The organism is Collimonas sp. OK307 (assembly GCF_900113705.1).
Classification (GTDB): domain Bacteria; phylum Pseudomonadota; class Gammaproteobacteria; order Burkholderiales; family Burkholderiaceae_D; genus Collimonas.
Map to the genome: position 1 here is coordinate 43204 of NZ_FOQI01000020.1, position 19153 is coordinate 62356.

Here is a 19153-nt window from a genome sequence, read left to right on the forward strand (position 1 = left end):
ATGGTTTGACGTGCAAAACTCGCCGCCTACTCGACCAATGCCAATAGTTTGACGAAAGCCTCCTCGAATTGCGTTAGACCGGTGATAAGCAATTTCGCACCGACTTCTTCCAGATCGATACCATGGGCAACCAGCTCAGACAGTACAGACTCTGCAGCAGCCACATCGTCAGACAATGTCGTTCCGCGCGCTTCACCATGATCGCGAAACGCAGCCAGTGTGGCGTCGGGCACGGTGTTGACCGTCTCATTACCGATCAGATCCTCCACATACATGACGTCGCGATAGGCGGGGTTCTTGGTGCCGGTACTGGCCCAAAGCAACAATTGTGGTTGTGCGCCAGCGCGCGCCAACGGTGCGAATGCCCCTTGGGTATCCTGCTGCCAGTCCCGGTAGGCGATCTTGGCGGCTGCAATGGCAGCCTTTCCGCGCAACATGGCGGCGCTGTCCGGCAGTTGCATATCAACCATCGCATCGATGCGACTGATGAATACGCTAGCGACGCTGGCAATTCCATCCACCGGTAACGAGGCGTCAATGCGTCGCTGCAGGCCCCTGCGATGAGCCGCACGTACCATTCGCCCCTGTCTGGCAGAAAAAATCAGGGTGACGTTGACGTTGATTCCGGCAAAAATGACTTCCTCCAGCGCTTGAATACCGGCTTGCGTTGCGGGAATCTTGATCATCACGTTCGGACGCGCTATTGCTTTCCATAAGCGCTGCGCAGAGATGATGGTGCCCACCACGTCATGGGCCAAGTTGGGCGATACTTCGAAGCTGACAAAACCAGCAACGCCCTGGCTACTGCTATAGAGCGGCGCAAGCAGATCACAGGCGCGTTGAATATCGGGTAACACCAACGCTTCAAAGCACGTTTCAGCATCCGCGTGCGCTGCTCGCAACGCAGGCAGTGCCGCTTGATATGCCGGATCGGTACGGATGGCGTTGTAGAAGATGGCCGGATTGGAGGTCACGCCGGCAATGCCGTCATCACTAATCCAGCGTGAAAGTTCACCGGAATCGAGTAGTTCGCGGCTGAGATTATCGAGCCAGATTTGCTGCCCTAGCGCAGCGATGGATTTCAACCGGCTGCTCTCACATACATTGTTTGCGTCATTCATATCAAAACACCACTCCTGCGATCAAAATTATGTTTGCGTAGGGCGTGAATTCGCCGGTACGTACGATGGCCCGCGCGCCGGCGGTCATTGTTTTAAACTCTGCATGCGACACCTGACTCACTGCCGTGTCTGGCAGGAGGCTGGAAATTGTCGCTTCGATAGCCGGGCTGACGCTCCCCAGTTCTTGCGCGACGACTGCCTTTTGGACCTGCATTTCGGTCAATGCCACGCGCAGGAATGGGTAAGCCCGCATCGGCAATCACCAGCATGTCGCCATGACCAAGCCCGGCGGTAAATTGCGACAGCGGGCTATTGAGCGAAGGGGTTTTTTTCATAGTGCCTCGCCTTCGCATACTGTTTGATGTTAACACCCCGACTGGTCATAAATTGGTGAACTTCATGACGAAGGGGAATCGACGTTTGCGCACCAAATTTTGTCACGGTCAGGGCTGCCGCATATTGGGCCACCACGCTGGCATCAACCACGCTCAATCCCCGTGCCAGACCAACCGCAAACGCCCCCGTGAAGGTATCGCCCGCAGCCGTGGTGTCCACGGCCTCCACCGCAACGGCGGGGATGAATTTGCTCGCACCTTGCTCTGCAATGAAAACGCCATGCGCGCCCATGGTGAGGAGTACAACTCCCACCCCGCGCTCAAGCAATCTAACGGACGCAAATTCGGCGCTTTCGCGATCCTGTACCTTAACTCCGCTCAGTTGCGATGCTTCGGTCTCGTTGACGATTAGAAAGTCGACCATGCGAAGCAATTCAGCACTTAAGGGCTGCATCGGTGACGGGTTAAAGATAACCGGTACGCCACTTTGCTGTGCGATTTCAATCGCACGGGTAACCGCGCTCAACGATGTTTCGAGCTGACAGACCAGTAATTCAGCGGACTCGATCATTGCCGCGTCCGCGTCTATATCGGCGACTGACAGCGTCTGATTTGCACCTGGCGTAATCACGATGCTGTTGTGTCCCTCGCCGTCGACCAAGATGCCTGCTACGCCAGTTGCCATGTTCACCTGGCGCGCAACATGGGAGATATCGACGCCATCCTGGATCAGACATGCCAGCAGATGATCGCCGAAATGATCATCACCAACTCTGCCGATCAATGTCACATCGGCACCCTGCCTAACAGCCGCGACAGCTTGATTGGCGCCCTTGCCACCAGGGATCTGGTGAAATTCCTGTCCCGATATGGTTTCACCTACCGCAGGCATGCGCGATGTGCTAAACACCAGATCCATGTTAATGCTGCCGACAATGGTGATACGAGGTTTGTTCATTTAGTGTTTTCCTGCGCTAGTGCGGTTACGGTACATGTCGACGATCACTGCGATGACGATGACCAGGCCGGTGATGATTCGCTTGGCCGGATCACTGGCGCCGATCTGCGCCAAGCCAGCCTCAAGTATCGAAATAATGAGTACACCGATAAAAGTATTGATCACAGAGCCGCGACCGCCCAACAAACTGGTGCCACCGATCACCACCGCTGCGATCACCTGCAATTCCATGCCGGCGGCGGCGTTGGGGTCGGCTGCCTCCAGCCGTGAAACCTGAAAACTGGCTGCCACCGCAGACAACAATCCCAACAGTGCGAACACTGCAGTCTTGGTCGGGCGGATGCGAATCCCGGCCAGGCGCATCGCTTCTTCATTGGTACCGATGCCGATCATGTGACGGCCAAACACGGTATAAGACAGGATCACCTGACCCGCGACTACAATCAGGATGGCGATCAGGAAGGCGGGCGAAATGCCCGCGATCACCGGATCGCTGATGAAGGCCACGGCGTTGCCGATGTATTCGGTACGTGAGCTGGTTGCCAGATAGGCAGAGCCACGAGCGATTTCCAACATGCCAAGCGTCACGATGAACGACGGTACGGACCAGATGACCGAGATCAAGCCGTTGACCATGCCACACAAGAAGCCGATCGACAGTGCCAAGGCTGCGGCAGGAATAAAACCCCATTGCCAAGTCACCATGGCAAGGCTGAGTACGCCACCACATAACGCCAGCACCGAGCCAACCGATAAATCGATGCCGCCGATAATCATGACAAAGGTCATGCCTACCGCCATGACTGTCAGCGCCGGAATTTCGTTGGCGATCGTACTAAACGTCTTTAAAGAAAAGAAATATTTACTTGCAAAGCTAAAGAAAATCAACATACCAACCAGCACCAGCACCAGTCCGAGATATTCCCGGACTCCGCGAACGAGTGCTGCTGAGTAATTCCCGATGGTCGCATCGGTACCCAATAAAGAACGGGGCGCCGAAGATTGTGTATCGCTTAGTTGTGTAGTCATCGTATTGTCCTTCACGTGTGTTGAGGGCTGAAATTAAGCGTTGCCCGCTGTGCTTCTAGCTGTAAGTCTCACCGTTTCATGCCGTCTGTTTCGCAGGCCCCACATACCCGCTAAATGCTGCTTCGAGTATGGCGTCCTGACTAACTTCTTCGCGGTCGAAGATGCGCACCATTTTTCCGGCACTCATGACGCCAATCCGGTCGCACAACAGCATCAATTCAAGCAAGTCGCTCGATACGACCACCAGAGCTTTGCCTTGCGCCGCCAGTTCCGCCATCAATTTGTAGATTTCGAATTTAGCCCCAACGTCGATGCCGCGCGTAGGCTCGTCAAACAACATCACATCGCATTCCCGATGCAGCCAACGACCGATGGCGATTTTTTGTTGATTGCCACCAGACAGTTCTCTCACCGACTGGCCAACCGAGTTGGCGCGCAATGACATCAGATTGCCGATTTTTTCGGCAATCGTCCTTTCTTTCCGATGGTTAAGCCAGCCACCTTTTGACACTTGGGCAATGCCGCTCAAGGTCGTATTGACCTTGATCGATTGCGTCAACAGTAAACCCTGCTCCTTGCGATCTTCCGACACCATGGCGATGCTGTTCCTGACAGCGTCGCTTGGCGTTCTAACGTCACACTTCTTGCCAGAGACGAAAATGTGGCCGCTGTCTCGTTTGTCAGCGCCATAAATCAAACGCAAGGTTTCAGTGCGGCCCGAGCCGACAAGGCCGGCAATACCGAGAATTTCACCGCCTCGCGCTTCGAAGCTGACGTCCTGCACGGCACTGCCGCGATTCAGCTTATCCACCCTCAGGGCGATCTTGCTCGGCCGCGACTTGGGGCGGTCCAACTGCTCACCGACGTCACGACCCACCATTAATTTAACGACTTCCTGAATACTAATATCGGCGGTGCGATGCGTCCCCACCACCTGGCCATCGCGCAAAACAGAAATCGAATCGGCGATACGTTTGGTCTCTTCAAGTCGATGTGAAATGTAAATAATGCCGACGCCCTTAGCCTTCAGCAGCTCGATCTGCGCGAACAGCAAGTCGACTTCTCTGTCAGTCAGCATCGCGGTTGGCTCATCGAGAATCAGGAGCTTGCAGTCGGCACTAATGTTGGCGGCAATTTCGATCATCTGACGTTGACCGATACCCAACTTTGATACAGGCGTCGCCGGATCGATTCCGCTGAGTCCGACCCGCGCCATGCATTCACGGGCTGCGGCGTTCATTGCCCGAGAGTCGATGAACCCGAATCGACGCGGCAGCTTCCGCAGAAACAGATTTTCAGCAACCGTTAGTGTGTTGACGAGACTGAGTTCCTGCATAACCATGCGAATGCCGCCGGCTTCCGCTTCAGCGCGTGACGTTGGCGAATACGGCATACCGCAGAACTGCATGCTGCCCGCGACCGGCGTCACCAGGCCGCCGACGATTTTGGAAAGTGTACTTTTACCGGCGCCGTTTTCTCCCGCCAGGACGCGCACCTCGCCCGGTTGAAGAGAAAGATCCACATCCAGTAATACTGGCGCGGCATAGGACATGGAAAGTCCACTGATTTGGAGCAAAGGTTGAGTCTGGCGCTCGACTATAGAGGTCATGGCATATTTTTGCTGAGTTAATGGGAGAGATCTCCGGCGCGCACCAAACGATCCCGCAAAATAGAAGGTCGACCACGCGTGAAAAAAGTCCCTGACTTCCACGATTCATCCACTGCAAAATATCATCAGACAGCTAGCGCAACTTGCGCAGCGGATGGGCAACAGAAATGTGCTCTTCCAACGAACGGCAGCTGAACGTGGCGCGCTTGGCGATGTCGGATTTACGCATGGATTGAATAAGGCATTTCTCTGATTGGGCGACATATGCCCGCGCCAGTGTATTCACGGACGCGGGCTTTTTTTAACTGCCGGTTAAGTCGGTTGATTATTTCTTACTGGCGACCACAAGATCAATCGGGGTTTCGACGAAGCCACCCATGGATTTGATTGGCGCTTTACTCTTGAGTAGTTTCAACGCATTTTCGATGCCAAAAACAGCCAATTTGTCAGCGTGTTGATCTGCCGTTGCGAGCATGCGGCCATCTTTCAGCATCGGTGCGACGGCGGAGATATTGTCAAAACCAACAACCAGCACCTTGCCAGTTTTTCCGGCAGCCTTCACTGCAGCCACAGCTCCGATGGCCATGCTGTCATTGCCGCAAAGTAAAGCCTTGAGATTAGGAGTTTCGCTCAGCATCGCAGCCGCAACCTTATTGGCCTTGTCGATCTCCCATTCGCCGGTCTGCACACTGACCACCTTGGTGCCCACTGTTTTCATTGAATCCAAGAATCCAGCAGTGCGCTGCTTGCCGTTGTTCGCGGTCGGCAAGCCTGTGATAATGCCAACCTCGTCGCCAGCTTTCAGACTCTTGGCCAGATAATCACCCACCTGCTGCGCACCCTTGCGGTCCAGTGGGCCGACAAATGGAATAGTAATGCCCTTTTCCTTGAGTGCAGCGGCATCGAATTCATTGTCTATATTGATCACCACAATACCTGCATCGATTGCCCGCTTTGCGATTGGAACCAGAGCCTTGGAGTCAGCGGGAGCAATAACGATAGCATCCACATTGGAAACGATCATCTGCTCAACCAGCTTGATCTGACCTGCAGTATCGCTTTCATCCTTGATGCCGTTAGTGATGAGTTCGTATTTATCGCTGTTTTGTTTCTGATGGGCCTTGGCTCCATTTTCCATGGTCAGGAAAAATTCATTGGCGAGGGATTTCATTACCAAGGCAATGCGCGGCTTGGCCGTATCTGCGTGGGCTGGCTGCACGGACAAAAGCAGTACCGTAGCCGTGGAGGCCATCAATTTTGCGATAGTGAAAAATTTATTCATTACGTGTCTCCTGATAAAGGGTTATGTAGCTATGCGTTGTTTTGCATTTTGAAATAGCCTGGATTCATCAATTTCCATCAGTCGCGCACGCTGATGATTGCCCACTGATATTGCGCATGACAATACTTCCTTAAAAAATTAGATAATTGAATTTCGTAAAATCAGATACAGGACGAATACCGCGTTCAGGCATAGCACCGCGACTGTTAGCGGGGCAGCGCGGCGACGATTAGCGTGTGCGCAAGCAACCTAACGCCATTCCCACCATGAGGTCAGCGGTGCCAGGAACAGGCTCAGCGCAAACAGCAGCGCCACGATGACGCCGGTCAGGCCGGTGCGTCCATCCGCCTCGACCCCGCCACCGATTCAACATATGCAGTGACCGTTGAAGTGCCAAGCGCAGCGCCGATCACACATCGCCAATGCATCCGATGCAAAGGCTGCGCGGACATTGGGCAATTGGCCGTTGCTGCCAGCGCGGCGCGCAATCTTATGCAAGCAGTATTTATACGTACTGGTACGAACCAATTAACATGAAGGAGATACTAGCACATTTATTTTAAATTAGTTCAACTGGTACGAACCAATATTATATTTATTTTTATTTCAAAAAATGCATGATGCGCGTTGCGACATCCGATGGCGCTATCGTTGGACGCTTGCCGTGCCAGTCTGGTGCCGGCCTGTAATAATGAAAAGCACAGCCGCTCAGTCGCGACACCTGGACGAACCAGCATGCCACGCAAACGCCACTTCCAGCCTGACGACAGAGACTGATGCAGGCGGGTGTTTGTAAATGGCGAATCAATTTGATATCGGGCGTCTCGCCGCCGCGCTGCAATTAGAGGAAGATTTAGAGCAACGCGCTGCTCGCGCAGCCTCCGCAAAGTGACATCAGGAATATACAGGCGGCATTAACGATCTTTTCTATCCTCATTGACTCCCATGTCACTGCCCTTGTTGTTTGCCACCACCCCTCTACTCATTCGCACTCCTCAGACTTTCGCAATCTTGCCTGTCATGCTGACCATCTCAATACCTTCAGCCACCGTCGCAAGCTGCAATTGCAACCCTTGACTGACATGTTGCTCGGTACGCGCCGCTGTCTGCAGGTTCGCCGCATCGCTTCTATGGTGCGTAATTGCGCGTTACGCCCCGAAAAAGTGCGCAACGAGCATTTGTGGTGCGTACCAGTTAGCGATATTTTATTAATTAATTCTGACTGAGGATGTTTGCAAGCCAGTTTGGGCTTGATGCTCTTAGTAGCATTTACGTAGTTACCACATAACCAAATAGTGCGAATTTTTCGTTGAATTGCCCCATAAAATGGGGCTAAGCATGGATTTTTTTCTATCGAATAGGCGATGAGTATTTGGGGAAATACCCGCAGAACAAGGTCGGCATCTGTTGCAAAAACACACCAAGATTTTTTACTTTACAGTGGTACGTACCATATGGCATATTAGTTGCGTATGAGAGATCAACGCGATGAATGCGTTTAGCGACTGGTTCTCTGGTGCCAGGACAGGCAGCTAGAACCTCCTTCTGAGGTGTGAAATGGGAAAAAAAATGAGAAGAGACAAGAGGTTTATTGCAAGGCAGGTATGCTGTTTCAGTTTGACAGCCTTCGCTGCTGCAAGTGGCCACATATGGGCACAAACCGTAGCAGATGCGCCGCTCCCCACTGACTCCGAAGCGACTAATGCCGCTTCACCGGCCAATGCAGCGATGCAATTGCAAACACTTACGGTCACAGCCACACGTCGCAAAGAAAACGTCAAAAATGTTCCGGTTTCAGCCTCCCTCATCAGTGACGATGCTTTGAATGCGATTAATACAGGCGGCCAAGATCTGACGGCGCTTGCCGGACGGGCTCCAAGCTTAAACGCTGAGAACTCAGATGGGCGCGCTTTCCCCAGGTTCTATATGCGTGGTTACGGCAACACAGACTTTCACATCAACTCTTCGCAGCCGGTTTCATTGGTATATGACGATATCGTCTTAGAAAACTCAGTATTAAAAGGCTTTCCGGCGTTTGACCTTCAACAAATCGAAATTTTACGTGGCCCACAAGGGACTCTGTTCGGTCGGAACACGCCCGCTGGTGTTGTGAAACTTAATTCGGCTCCGCCTGAGCATAAGTTTGGCGGCTACATCAGCGCCTCCGAAGGGACAAACAATACGGCGAATCTCGAGGGTGCTATCAACGTACCGATAAATGAGCAGTTGGCAGCACGCATTTCTTTCTTGGATCAGCACAAAGACAACTGGATCGGCAACACAGCTCCGGGGCAAACGGACAAGCACTACGGCGGTTACAACGAGAACGCGCTAAGGTTCCAGTTACTTTACAAGCCGAATACCGACTTTAGCGCGCTGTTGAACGTGCATGAGCATCGGTCCGAAGGCAGTGCCTCACTTTTTCGCGCGAATATTATCCAACCAGGCACCAACAACCTGGTTCCGGGCTTCGACATTGGCAAAGTACAAACTGATGGAGCGAACGGTCAGCACTTGGAAAGTTACGGTACCGATTTGCACTTGCAGTGGACGCGAGGAGATTACACGCTCCACTCGATCACGGGCTACGAAACAGTACATTTCTACACTTTAGGCGATATTGATGGTGGGTATGGGGCGGCATACGCGCCACCATCGGGTCCGGGCTTCATTCCCTTTTCGGCCGAATCTGCTGATGGCTTATCTAATCACCATCAATTGACGCAAGAATTTCGTGTCGAATCCAAATACACTGGCCCGCTGAATTGGCAGGCCGGCGTATTTTTCTTCAACGAAGCTTACCGAGTTGGCAGCTATTCCTACGATTCATTACATCAAAACGCATTTGTGTCCAAGGTGAGTTCGCGTCAGGCGGATAACGCTTCGGCGATTTTTGGTTCGCTGAAATATGACGTTAATACCCGCCTGTCGTTGACCGGCGGACTCAGATTCACGGATGACAGAAAAACGCTACGGACCGATCCGAACGATTTGGCGACAGGCGGATCGGATATTGATAAGTCCAAAGGCCTTTCTGCTAGCACCAGCGATAAAAAGCTTAATTGGGATTTCAGCACACTGTACAAGCTGACGAATAACACGAATCTGTATTCGCGTGTCGCCACGAGTTTCCGCGGTTCGACCATCGAGCCTGCAGGCCCGTTCAATCCGATGTCAGTCGCGCAGCCAGAAACGGTCCTGTCGTATGAGGGAGGCGTCAAAAGCGACTTGTTTAATCGGCGAGCACGGGTCAGTTTCGACGTCTACCATTTCGATGTAAAGAACCAGCAATTGTCAGCAGTTGGTGGAACAACTAACTCGACCGTACTTGTGAACGCGAAGAAAGCCGCTGGCCAAGGTGCGGAACTTGACTTCCAAACCTATCTGGCCGAAAACTTGCTGTTTACTACCGGGGGAAGCTACAACTATACACAGATTCAGGACCCTAACTTGCAGGTCGCCGTATGCGCTGCCTGCACGGTGAAAAATCCGGTAACAACCAATGCTGCTGGCGTAAAGGTCGCAAGCATTAACGGCAACCCTCTACCTAACGCGCCGAAGTGGAATGCAAACTTTACTCTGCGCTATTCGATTCCGTTTGGGCAAGGAGAATTGTACGCTTTCACTGATTGGGTATATCGCAGCCAGGTCAATTTCACCTTGTACAATTCCGATGAGTTCGTTGGGAAATCGTCGTTTATCGGCGGTCTGCGTGTCGGCTATCTTTGGGATAACGATCGTTACGAATTGGCGGCGTTCGCACGCAACATCACAAATCAAGTGCGCCTGGTCGGAGGGATCGATTTTAACAATTTGACTGGCTACGTTAATGACAACAATGCACGTCTTTTCGGGGTTCAATTTAAGGCCCGGTTCTAGTAGTCTGTCAGACTGAGGAAACTGAAACGCAATTAAAGGCCATCGAGCGGCATCAGAGTCAATTCTGATGCCGCTCAGGTCATTGGAATACGGAAAATTAGCCTAAATTGCAAGCACTACCTTCAAAAAAATTCTTTTATGCACATAGTCCGACAGACTGCCAGTAGCCTGTCGGACTTGTTATTTGCCACACCGAGTTGAACGAGACGTATGCTTGGTTTCGGACAGGGGCTGCGCGGCGGATAGATGCTGATGGCTGTTGTCAAGATAGACCTCGCCGGGTTTCGTCCCGCCGGCATCCTGATATCCCAATTACAACTAAAGCTTTCACATGGTCACTAAAACCCGTCGAGATTTTCTGAGGCTGTCTGCCGGCTTGGCTGGCGCCACGCTGTTTCCCGAATCTATTCGCAAGGCGCTAGCGATCGAACCGAGTTCCGTCACCGGTACGATCCAGGATGTCCAGCACATCGTCGTTTTTATGCAGGAGAACCGCTCGTTCGATCACTATCTTGGGCATCTGAGCGGTGTACGCGGCTATAACGATCGCTTCCCGGTCACGCTGCCGAACGGTCAGCCCGTATGGTTCCAGCCGCGCCAGGAAGACGCCACGAAAGTGATCGCGCCGTTCCGGTACGACACGACCAATCCCAATGTCAACGCACAATGTATCGGCGGTCTGCCGCATACCTGGGCCAGCACGCATGGCGCCATCAACGACGGCCGGGCCGATCAGTGGGCCGTGCAGAAGAGCAACATGACGATGGGTTATCACGTACGCGAGGACATTCCGTTTCACTACGCGCTCGCCGACGCCTTCACGGTGTGCGACAGTTATTTCTGTTCGATTCCGGGTAATACGCACCCGAATCGCATGTATCTGATGACGGGCATGGTCGATCCGCAAGGAACAGGCGGCGGCCCATTGCTCGATAATACGGATTACATCGACAACCAGTTCGATGCCATTAAGCTGCCGCCCTTCAACTGGACCACTTACCCGGAGCGGCTGGAAAATGCCGGTATCTCCTGGCAGGTCTACCAGCAGGGCACCGGCACGGACAATTTTACCGGAAACTACGGCACGAACATGCTGGCTTGTTTCCAGAATTTCGTGAACGCACCGGCTGGCTCGTCGCTTCAAAACCGCGGCATGAGCACACGTACACTGGCGCAATTAAAAGCCGACGTGCAGGCCAACGCATTGCCGCAGGTGTCGTGGTTGCTGCCTCCCGCTGCCTATTCGGAGCATCCGAAGTTCACGCCGCTTTACGGCGCCAATTACATCTCCAGGATCCTCGACGCACTGACATCGAATCCCGACGTCTGGAGCAAGACCGTCCTCTTCATTATGTACGACGAGAACGACGGCCTGTTCGATCACGTCGTACCACCGCAAGCGCCGACGCTGCCTGGCTCGGGTTTGAGCACCGTGGATATCACACTGGAGCGCCATAGCGTCGTCACCGCTACGCAGGCCGGTACCTATACGGCTGATAACCTGCCGTACGGCCTCGGACCACGCGTGCCGATGACGGTCGTGTCACCATGGTCGAAAGGCGGATTCGTCTGTTCGCAGGTGTTCGATCACACATCAGTGCTGCAATTTATCGAAAAGCGTTTTGGCGTGATGGAAACGAACATCTCGCCGTGGCGCCGTGCCATCTGCGGCGACCTTACGTCGGCACTGGACTTCTCAAAATCCGATGCGACGGTGCCGTCGCTGCCTAGCACACAGACCTACATCACTCAAGCCGATACCCAGTGCGCACGTTCGATAGCGCAGAGCGCACCGGGTAGCACCGGCCAGCAGGTCGTCGTGGCACAGGAACCGGGTACGCGGCCTGCGCGTGCGCTGCCTTACCAACTGCACGTGAACGGCCAGTTGCAGTCGTCAGGGTACGTGTTGACGTTTGCCAATACCGGTATGCAAGGCGCACATTTTTGGGTCTATTCAGGTGATCCAATCGCGATGCCGCGCCGCTACACGGTCGAAGCAGGCAAGGTGCTGACGGATGCATGGGCACTCGACGCGAACGGAAACTACATGCTGAATGTGTACGGTCCAAACGGTTTTTTCCGCCGTTTCGCGGGATCCTCTAGCGCAGATGCCGTTGCGAAACCGGATGTTGTGACGCGCTACGACGTTGCCAATGGTAACGTCTACCTCACGTTATTCAACACGGGGACCACGTTGCTGGGGGTGACGGTGGCTGACGTTGCCTATGGCCAGCCATCGGTTACGCTGTCGGTTCCGGCAGGTGATAGCGTGGAAGCACATTGGGATCTATCGTGTAGCAACCAGTGGTACGATCTGCAATTGACGGTCGCCGGCAATTCGAACTGGCAGCGGCGGATCGCAGGTCACGTCGAGACTGGCAGGCCGAGCATCACCGATCCGGCCGCAACTGTTCCAGTGACGAAGGCGATCTAGGCCCAGTGCCCGACCAGTGGTTAATACTGAAGCGGTTTTGATTTAAGGCACTGATTTTGACTGTTCTCTGTCAATGTCGGCAAATCCGCTTGCAACATCGGTTTACGATTCCGTTTGGGCAAGGAGAATTGTACGCTTTCACTGATTGGGTATATCGCAGCCATGTCAATTTCACCTTGTACAATTCCGATGAGTTCGCTGGGAAATCATCGTTTATCGGTGGTCTGCGCGTCGGCTAGCGGCATGGTCCCCAATCTGGACAGAATGTTTTCTGTGGAGAAGCTGCCGGATCCAGTTGCAAAGGCTGTATTTGAATCTATGACATTAGAGTTATGACACCCCAGCCAAAGAAAGAAGCCGGGAGCGGGAGCTTGAAAATTAGTCTCCGCCCCGCATGGCAATGCGCGTCTTATAGCGATAGTTCGATAGATATTTCATCAGGCAATATTCGACCGGCTGCCGACGGTCGGATAAAGTAATCCTTTCGCAGACCAGCAAGGGGGTGCCCACTTCAGTCCCGAGCAGACGCGCATCCTCAAATTCAGCGGTGGCGGCGCTGAGGTTTTCGACCGCTTCGGCGGGGGAGAAGTTGAATTTTTCGCCCAGCAGTTTATACAGAGAACCAGCGCGTTCGACTTGCGAGCGGCTTATCTTCGCCCCGACAGGCAGCGTGAAGTAAGCATCGTGCAGACCCACGGCCACGTTGTCCATGGTCCGGATTCGATGTACTCTGAACAGTGGGTCTCCAGCCTTCACATTCAACAAGCCTGCAATCGCCATCGAGGCCGGCACCATACCTACGCTCAGCAACTGTTGACCTGCGATGCTGCCGCGACTGTCGGCATCCTGGGAAAAACTGTCGATGAAGCGAGTAGTGTCGCGCACAATAGCCGGCGCAACAAAAGTGCCTCGTCCATGATCACTGTATATGATGCCACGCTCTTCCATATAGCGCACCGCCTTGCGCACGGTATCGCGACTGACGTCATAGCGTTCAGCCAATTCGCGTTCAGAGGGCAACGCCTGGTTGTCCGACAACATGCCCTTGCCAATCGTACTTCCGATGATATTTGCCAGCCACTTATAGCGCGGCTGGCCAGGCGTTTCAGTATCTTTCATTTGCGTCATATTTTAATATTATGGTACGTACCAATTGTTAATCTAAGGGAACTCACACAGTCTAGCAGGTATCAGCCCCAATCCACATCACTTAAGAAATATCACCATGAATAATGTTTTTTTTGCACTAAATTATGCGACTTCGGACGGCGCTTTCTTGATTATGAATGACCGCTGCGATGAAGAAAGTGTGTCGAGCGTCAAGGCGTCGTGTAGCAGGTCGGCCACATCCTGGTCAGGTGAGAGCGCAGGGAGCAACGGTTTGAGAACTGTATGGGAAAAGGCGCGGTTGATGCGTTCCGATAGGCGGTCGAAGTGGCGAGGGTTGGAAATTGTCGCACAAGTTTTAGCGGCGAAGTCTTGCATCATGGTCAGATGAGACAAGCCGGAAACGTGCTACAGATGAAGGCGATGCTTGCTGTCGATGAGCGCTTCTTCGCGCCTCCTCAATACAGCAGCGCTGGTGATAAAGGTCGCCGAATGCAGTTACCGGGAAGCGGGTCATATCGAGTAGGTTGCTCATCAGCGCGCGTACCTTCGCTTGGCGTAACGACCCGTCCAGGCGTCGCGACTGAGTGGCTGTGCTTTTCATTGTTACGGGCCTGCACCAGACTGGCACGGCAAGCGCCCAACGATGGCGTCATCGGATGTCGCAAAGCGTATCATGTATTTTTTGAAATAAAAATAAATTGAATATTGGTTCGTACCAGTTGCACTCATTTAAAATAAATGTGCTAGTATCTCTTTCATGCTAATTGGTTCGTACCAGTTTGCATAAATATTGCTTGCATAGGATTGAGCGCCGCGCGGCGGAACACCACCCGACAATGATCGTCAACGCATGAAAAATATGAAAATGATCCTGGTTCGACTACTGACTTTCCTAGCAGCGTTGGCAGCAATGGCCATGGCGCCTGCGCATGCCGATGCCCCCATGGTCCCGCGCAAAGTGATTATCACCCAGGATGCCTCCGGTCCAGGCGGCACCAACATGCAATCCATACTGATGCTGCTACAAGCGCGCGATGTCGAGGTACTCGGCATCGTCGTGTCGAGCGGCGACGGCTGGCGCGACGAGAACGCACAGCACACCCTGCGCCTGCTTGAGATCGCTGGTCGCACCGACGTGCCAGTCTATCTCGGCGCAGTTTTCCCCTTGGTCAACAATGCAGCCAAAACTTTGCGCTGGGAGCAACTCTACGGCGCATTGACCTATAAAGGCGCCTGGACTGATCCCACTAGCGACCCTAAGCGCCATGCCGATCCCTACGTGGTGCCGGCATTGGCTGAAGGCACGCCGACCACGAAGCCGGTCACAGGGAGCGGCATCGATTTCATGGTCAAGGCGGTGCACGAATTTCCCGACGCCGTCACCATCTGGTCCGGTGGACCGCTGACCGATATCGCGCTGGCGGCCCGCCTCGACCCTGCCTTTGCCAGCCTTGCGAAGGAACTGGTCTTCATGGGCGGGAGCTTCAACCCGGTCGCGGCCGATAATGCGTTCGCCGAGGAATATCGTCACAACACCCGGCTCGAATTCAACATACGTTGGGACCCCGAGGCCGCCTCTATGGTGTTGCACGAACCTTGGAAACGCGTCGTTCAGGTGCCAGTCGATCCGACCACCGCGACGTTCTTCTCCGCGCAGCTGTTGGGCCGCCTGGGGCATGTCGGCACACCGATTGCTTCTTATCTCCACCAATACGGCATTCCTCTGCCGATGTGGGATGAACTGACGGCGATGGTCTGGCTGGACCCGTCCATCATTAAGAAAAGTGCCACCATGTTGGTCGATGTGGATACCAGTTTCACTGCCGGCTATGGCAATACCTTGAGTTGGCCGCTTGACAAAGGTCCACATCTGGGCGAGCGCCCGGTACAAGTGGTCCAAGCCGTAGATGTGCCGCGGTTCGAGCGACTAACGATGGAACTGTTAAGCCGTCAACGGCCAATCGACGTCAAGAATGGAGCATCAAAATGATCGACATATTGTCTGCGAGCGCGAATCGCCACTTCGGTCTGCTGGCGTTCGGCGACCCCAATCTCGACAGGGTTTTCGCGGTCGATACGATACCGGGCGCCGACGAGAAATGTCTGGGACGAGGGGTGGGGACATATGCCGGCGGCACCGTGGCCAATGTCGCCTGCGCCGCCAGTCGGTTGGATGTCGTCACTGGCGCCTACGGCAGGGTGGGCGCAGATTCGACCGGGGACTTCCTGCGTGCCGAGTTTCATCGGGACGGAGTCGATACACGCTATCTGCGCAGCATTACTGGCGCTGCTTCGGCCAATGCATTGATCATCGTCGACGGATGTGGCGAAAAGGCGATGGTCTATGAACCCATGGCTGGCCGAGTGCTGGACGCCGCAACTCTAGCGCAAGCCGTGGGTGAAAGCCGCGTGATTCATGCGATGCCCTACGACCTTGACGAATTTCAAGATTTGAGCAAGCTGGCGCAGGACGCCGGAAGTATGGTCTCAATTGATATCGAAAGCGCCATGATCGCTACACCTCGCCATTTCAACGTTTTGCTGGCATCGAGCAATATCGTATTTATGAACGAGAAGAATTTTTCTACTATCCTTCGCAAACCGGTGACAAGCGAGAACGTACGGCAGTTGCTGACACTCGGACCCGCGATGGTGGTCATCACCCGCGGCGCGCAGGGCGCCATCGCAGTGAGCCGCTCTGAGACCATTGAACAAAGCGTCTTCGCAGCGGACGTTGTCGACGTCACCGGCGCTGGCGACTGCTTCATCGGCGCGTTCATTGCCGCGATGCTGGAACGGCAGACACTGGCGGAAGCCACCCGCTTCGCCTGCGCCGCCGCCAGTGTTGCCGTTACCGTAGTTGGCGCTCGATCGGCGTTGCCGACCCGGGCTGAAGTTGCATCGCGATTGTCCGCTTCTCCCGTTGTTCTCTGAGCCGCGCAATCACCAATCCATTCAACCGCACATTCATCCACCACTCATTACTACCAGGATACTCATGCTACCTACCAGACATACCCCCGCATTTATCACATTTACTGGCGTGGACCGCGTCGAACTGATTCCAGGTATGCAAGCACTTGCAGCCCGTTATCCGATCGAGTGGGGGGTATTAATCGAATCTGATCGCGAAGGTCAATCGAGGTTCCCGGCCACCGACGTGCGTCGCGCCATTCAATGCGCAGGCCTGCGTTTGTCGGTGCACATATGCGGTCACGAAGCACGCGAAATTGCCGCCGGCAAGACGCCGCCGCTCGATCTGTCCGGCTTTGCGCGGATGCAGATCAATCACAGCTTCAACGGCAGCAGCAAAGCAGAAATTCAGAATTGCCATACGTTCGCAGCGCGACATGGCATGCGCGCCGCGCTCCAATGTCAGCATGATTTTCCAAGTGATTCACAGGTCGACTGGCTATATGACGTCTCATTTGGCACCGGCGTACAACCGAAGATCTGGCCCCAAATCAATATCGACCATCCTCTATGTGGTTATTCTGGCGGATTTTCTGCGGACAACCTGGCCTCGATTGTGCCCACCTTCCCGGTGCATCCCGGTGTGGTGTACTGGATCGACATGGAATCTGGCGTGCGCACCGACGACACCTTCGATCTGGATAAATGCGCCGCCATCTGCCAACAAGTGTTCGACCGATAACCCTAATCATCACTTCCAGAGAACGCCTTGAACATGAACCGGTTCCTTGACAGAATTTTCGAACTGCACAGTCGTGGCACCAGCGCCGGCAGGGAAATGCTCGCGGGCCTGACGACCTTCGCCGCGATGAGCTATATCATCGTCGTCAATCCCATGATCCTTTCCGCCACCGGCATGGATAAGCAAAGCCTGTTGCTGGCCACCGTGGTGGCGGCCGCGCTCGGCACGCTGGTCATGGCGTTCTGGGCCAATCTGCCGATCGCGATGGCACCAGGCATGGGCACCAATATTGTCTTCGCACAGGTGTTGGTGGGACAGATGGGCGTGTCATGGCAGACCGGGCTGACCATGGTGTTTATGAATGCGGTAATCTTCCTTATCCTGTCGCTGACCAAATGGCGCTCCGCCATTATTGCCGCGTTTCCTGTCCCCATAAAACTGGGCATCCAATGCTCGATCGGTGCTTTCGTAGCCTGGCTTGGATTAAAAAACGCCGGCCTGATTGTGGCTGCTCCCGGATCGCTGATCACTTTCGGCAAGCTGAGCGACCACGGCGCGCTGCTGGCATTGGCCGGGATCATCGCCACCCCGATGCTGATGGCGCGCCGGGTGCCAGCTGCGCTGTTGGTGTCGATTATCGCCATTACCATCGCTGGCTCGTTCATCCATGGCACGGACGGCAGACTTTTGACGGTGTGGCCGGATCACCTATTGGTCGCGCCGCATTTCAAGACTGACCTGATTGGCGCCTTCGACCTGCATCAGTTCGTGTCCAAGTTTTATCTGCTGCTGCCAATCACTCTGTATTTCCTACTCTCGGAATTTTTTGCCGGCACCGCCACGTTGTTCGGCGTCTCGCGGCGTGCGAATTTGCTGGATAGTTCCGGCCAATTGCCCAATGCCCGCGCAGCCTTTGCATCGGATGCACTGGCGAGTGTGATCGGCGCTGCGGTTGGTACCTCGACGGTCACCGCATATGTTGAATCGGTGACGGGGGTCGAGGCGGGTGGACGCACCGGCCTGACCGGCGTCGTCGTGGCGCTGCTGTTTGCGCTGAGTCTGTTCCTGGCACCGCTGATCGCGGTGGTGCCGATGCAGGCGACGGCGCCGGTGTTAGTGCTGGTCGGCATGCTGATGATGGAAGGCCTGTGCGAGATTGATGTCAAACGGCCCGAGGCCAGCCTGCCTCCCTTGCTCATGACGCTGGTCACCGTTTGCACCGCTGAACTCATGGTGGGAATGGCGTTAGGTTGCTTTGCGTACACGCTGATCGTCGCCGCGCAGCCCCGCCAGCGCAAGCTAACATTCGCGGTGTTATGCCTGAATGCGGTATTCGTCCTGTATCTGATTTTACGAAACTCAATTATCTAATTTTTTAAGGAAGTATTGTCATGCGCAAATGGGAAGAACCCGAAAATCGCACGGCCCGCTTCGAGATCATCCTCATGATCGACGTAATGATGTGCCTGCTTCAGCCAGTCACCGATTGTCAACTGGTCTAAATTTAATATTAAATCAATTAAAAACCATCTACCGGATGGAGGAGTCTGAAATGAACAAAATAAAAGGTAATGCTCTTTTAAGTGGCACAAGGCGTGTTTTTGGCCTGTTGGCGAGTGATTTTGCGGATTCGGCCCACAAAGTCATTATCGAGAGCAGCAAGTACAGCATTTGAGCCAGGACGGCCAACTCAGCGTGACCACGGCGAAACTGAAAGCCGGCCCAATAGTTCTGGTCGCAA

The 19153-nt window shown here is 54.2% G+C and carries 13 protein-coding genes and 2 pseudogenes; 7 read left to right on the plus strand and 8 right to left on the minus strand.

Annotated elements, in window-relative coordinates; genetic code table 11:
• Window positions 1-26: 26 nt before the first annotated feature.
• From tal to BM205_RS24805, 7 genes and pseudogenes are all read right to left on the minus strand, one after another.
• The gene (gene tal, locus BM205_RS20950; RefSeq protein ID WP_092416810.1) at window positions 27-1121 is read right to left on the minus strand and encodes a transaldolase; all 1095 of its coding nucleotides are present in this window, start codon (window positions 1119-1121) and stop codon (window positions 27-29) included.
• A 1-nt stretch (window position 1122) separates the two neighbouring features.
• A pseudogene (locus BM205_RS20955) lies at window positions 1123-1456 on the minus strand (RbsD/FucU domain-containing protein).
• Window positions 1431-2414 carry a ribokinase gene (gene rbsK / locus BM205_RS20960; protein WP_092416811.1) on the minus strand — a complete coding sequence of 328 codons (984 nt, stop codon included), beginning with the start codon at window positions 2412-2414 and terminating at the stop codon, window positions 1431-1433. Before rbsK ends, BM205_RS20955 begins: the two are co-directional and overlap by 26 nt.
• The gene (locus BM205_RS20965) at window positions 2415-3443 is read right to left on the minus strand and encodes an ABC transporter permease (RefSeq protein ID WP_092416812.1); all 1029 of its coding nucleotides are present in this window, start codon (window positions 3441-3443) and stop codon (window positions 2415-2417) included. It abuts the gene before it with no gap.
• A 76-nt stretch (window positions 3444-3519) separates the two neighbouring features.
• Window positions 3520-5052, minus strand: coding sequence for a sugar ABC transporter ATP-binding protein (locus tag BM205_RS20970; protein ID WP_092416813.1), 1533 nt, complete (start codon window positions 5050-5052; stop codon window positions 3520-3522).
• 325 nt (window positions 5053-5377) lie between these two features.
• Complete coding sequence (locus BM205_RS20975) at window positions 5378-6334, minus strand: sugar ABC transporter substrate-binding protein (RefSeq protein ID WP_092416814.1); 957 nt, start codon at window positions 6332-6334, stop codon at window positions 5378-5380.
• A 273-nt stretch (window positions 6335-6607) separates the two neighbouring features.
• Window positions 6608-6747: pseudogene (locus tag BM205_RS24805) on the minus strand (NCS2 family permease); the annotation flags it as partial.
• A gap of 1144 nt (window positions 6748-7891) precedes the next feature.
• On the opposite strand from BM205_RS24805, the gene BM205_RS20980 reads away from it, so the two are divergent.
• Entirely contained in the window at window positions 7892-10213 is a 2322-nt protein-coding gene (locus BM205_RS20980; RefSeq protein ID WP_092416815.1) for a TonB-dependent receptor, read from the plus strand.
• Window positions 10214-10544: 331 nt separating this feature from the next.
• Complete coding sequence (locus BM205_RS20985; protein ID WP_092416816.1) at window positions 10545-12647, plus strand: phosphocholine-specific phospholipase C; 2103 nt, start codon at window positions 10545-10547, stop codon at window positions 12645-12647.
• Window positions 12648-13025: 378 nt separating this feature from the next.
• Here the strand turns inward: BM205_RS20985 and BM205_RS20990 are convergent, their stop codons facing one another.
• The gene (locus BM205_RS20990) at window positions 13026-13766 is read right to left on the minus strand and encodes a GntR family transcriptional regulator (RefSeq protein WP_254783988.1); all 741 of its coding nucleotides are present in this window, start codon (window positions 13764-13766) and stop codon (window positions 13026-13028) included.
• Between the two features lie 841 nt (window positions 13767-14607).
• Here BM205_RS20990 and BM205_RS20995 point away from each other — a divergent pair.
• From BM205_RS20995 to BM205_RS24675, 5 genes are all read left to right on the plus strand, one after another.
• Complete coding sequence (locus BM205_RS20995; RefSeq protein WP_217646072.1) at window positions 14608-15747, plus strand: nucleoside hydrolase; 1140 nt, start codon at window positions 14608-14610, stop codon at window positions 15745-15747.
• An 8-nt stretch (window positions 15748-15755) separates the two neighbouring features.
• Window positions 15756-16691, plus strand: a complete 936-nt coding sequence (locus tag BM205_RS21000) for a carbohydrate kinase family protein (RefSeq protein WP_217646073.1) — start codon at window positions 15756-15758, stop codon at window positions 16689-16691.
• Between the two features lie 64 nt (window positions 16692-16755).
• Window positions 16756-17412, plus strand: a complete 657-nt coding sequence (locus BM205_RS21005) for a hypothetical protein (protein ID WP_092416819.1) — start codon at window positions 16756-16758, stop codon at window positions 17410-17412.
• A 33-nt stretch (window positions 17413-17445) separates the two neighbouring features.
• Window positions 17446-18783, plus strand: coding sequence for an NCS2 family permease (locus BM205_RS21010; protein WP_092416820.1), 1338 nt, complete (start codon window positions 17446-17448; stop codon window positions 18781-18783).
• A 181-nt stretch (window positions 18784-18964) separates the two neighbouring features.
• Window positions 18965-19087, plus strand: a complete 123-nt coding sequence (locus tag BM205_RS24675; protein WP_256381768.1) for a hypothetical protein — start codon at window positions 18965-18967, stop codon at window positions 19085-19087.
• Window positions 19088-19153 lie beyond the last annotated feature (66 nt).

Bases quoted from the DNA above. Each gene is read 5' to 3' on its own strand.
- tal (WP_092416810.1), bottom strand. From the start codon at position 1,121: ATGAATGACGCAAACAATGTATGTGAGAGCAGCCGGTTGAAATCCATC.
- rbsK (WP_092416811.1), bottom strand. From the start codon at position 2,414: ATGAACAAACCTCGTATCACCATTGTCGGCAGCATTAACATGGATCTG.
- BM205_RS20965 (WP_092416812.1), bottom strand. From the start codon at position 3,443: ATGACTACACAACTAAGCGATACACAATCTTCGGCGCCCCGTTCTTTA.
- BM205_RS20970 (WP_092416813.1), bottom strand. From the start codon at position 5,052: ATGACCTCTATAGTCGAGCGCCAGACTCAACCTTTGCTCCAAATCAGT.
- BM205_RS20975 (WP_092416814.1), bottom strand. From the start codon at position 6,334: ATGAATAAATTTTTCACTATCGCAAAATTGATGGCCTCCACGGCTACG.
- BM205_RS20980 (WP_092416815.1), top strand. From the start codon at position 7,892: ATGGGAAAAAAAATGAGAAGAGACAAGAGGTTTATTGCAAGGCAGGTA.
- BM205_RS20985 (WP_092416816.1), top strand. From the start codon at position 10,545: ATGGTCACTAAAACCCGTCGAGATTTTCTGAGGCTGTCTGCCGGCTTG.
- BM205_RS20990 (WP_254783988.1), bottom strand. From the start codon at position 13,766: ATGAAAGATACTGAAACGCCTGGCCAGCCGCGCTATAAGTGGCTGGCA.
- BM205_RS20995 (WP_217646072.1), top strand. From the start codon at position 14,608: ATGAAAAATATGAAAATGATCCTGGTTCGACTACTGACTTTCCTAGCA.
- BM205_RS21005 (WP_092416819.1), top strand. From the start codon at position 16,756: ATGCTACCTACCAGACATACCCCCGCATTTATCACATTTACTGGCGTG.
- BM205_RS21010 (WP_092416820.1), top strand. From the start codon at position 17,446: ATGAACCGGTTCCTTGACAGAATTTTCGAACTGCACAGTCGTGGCACC.
- BM205_RS24675 (WP_256381768.1), top strand. From the start codon at position 18,965: ATGAACAAAATAAAAGGTAATGCTCTTTTAAGTGGCACAAGGCGTGTT.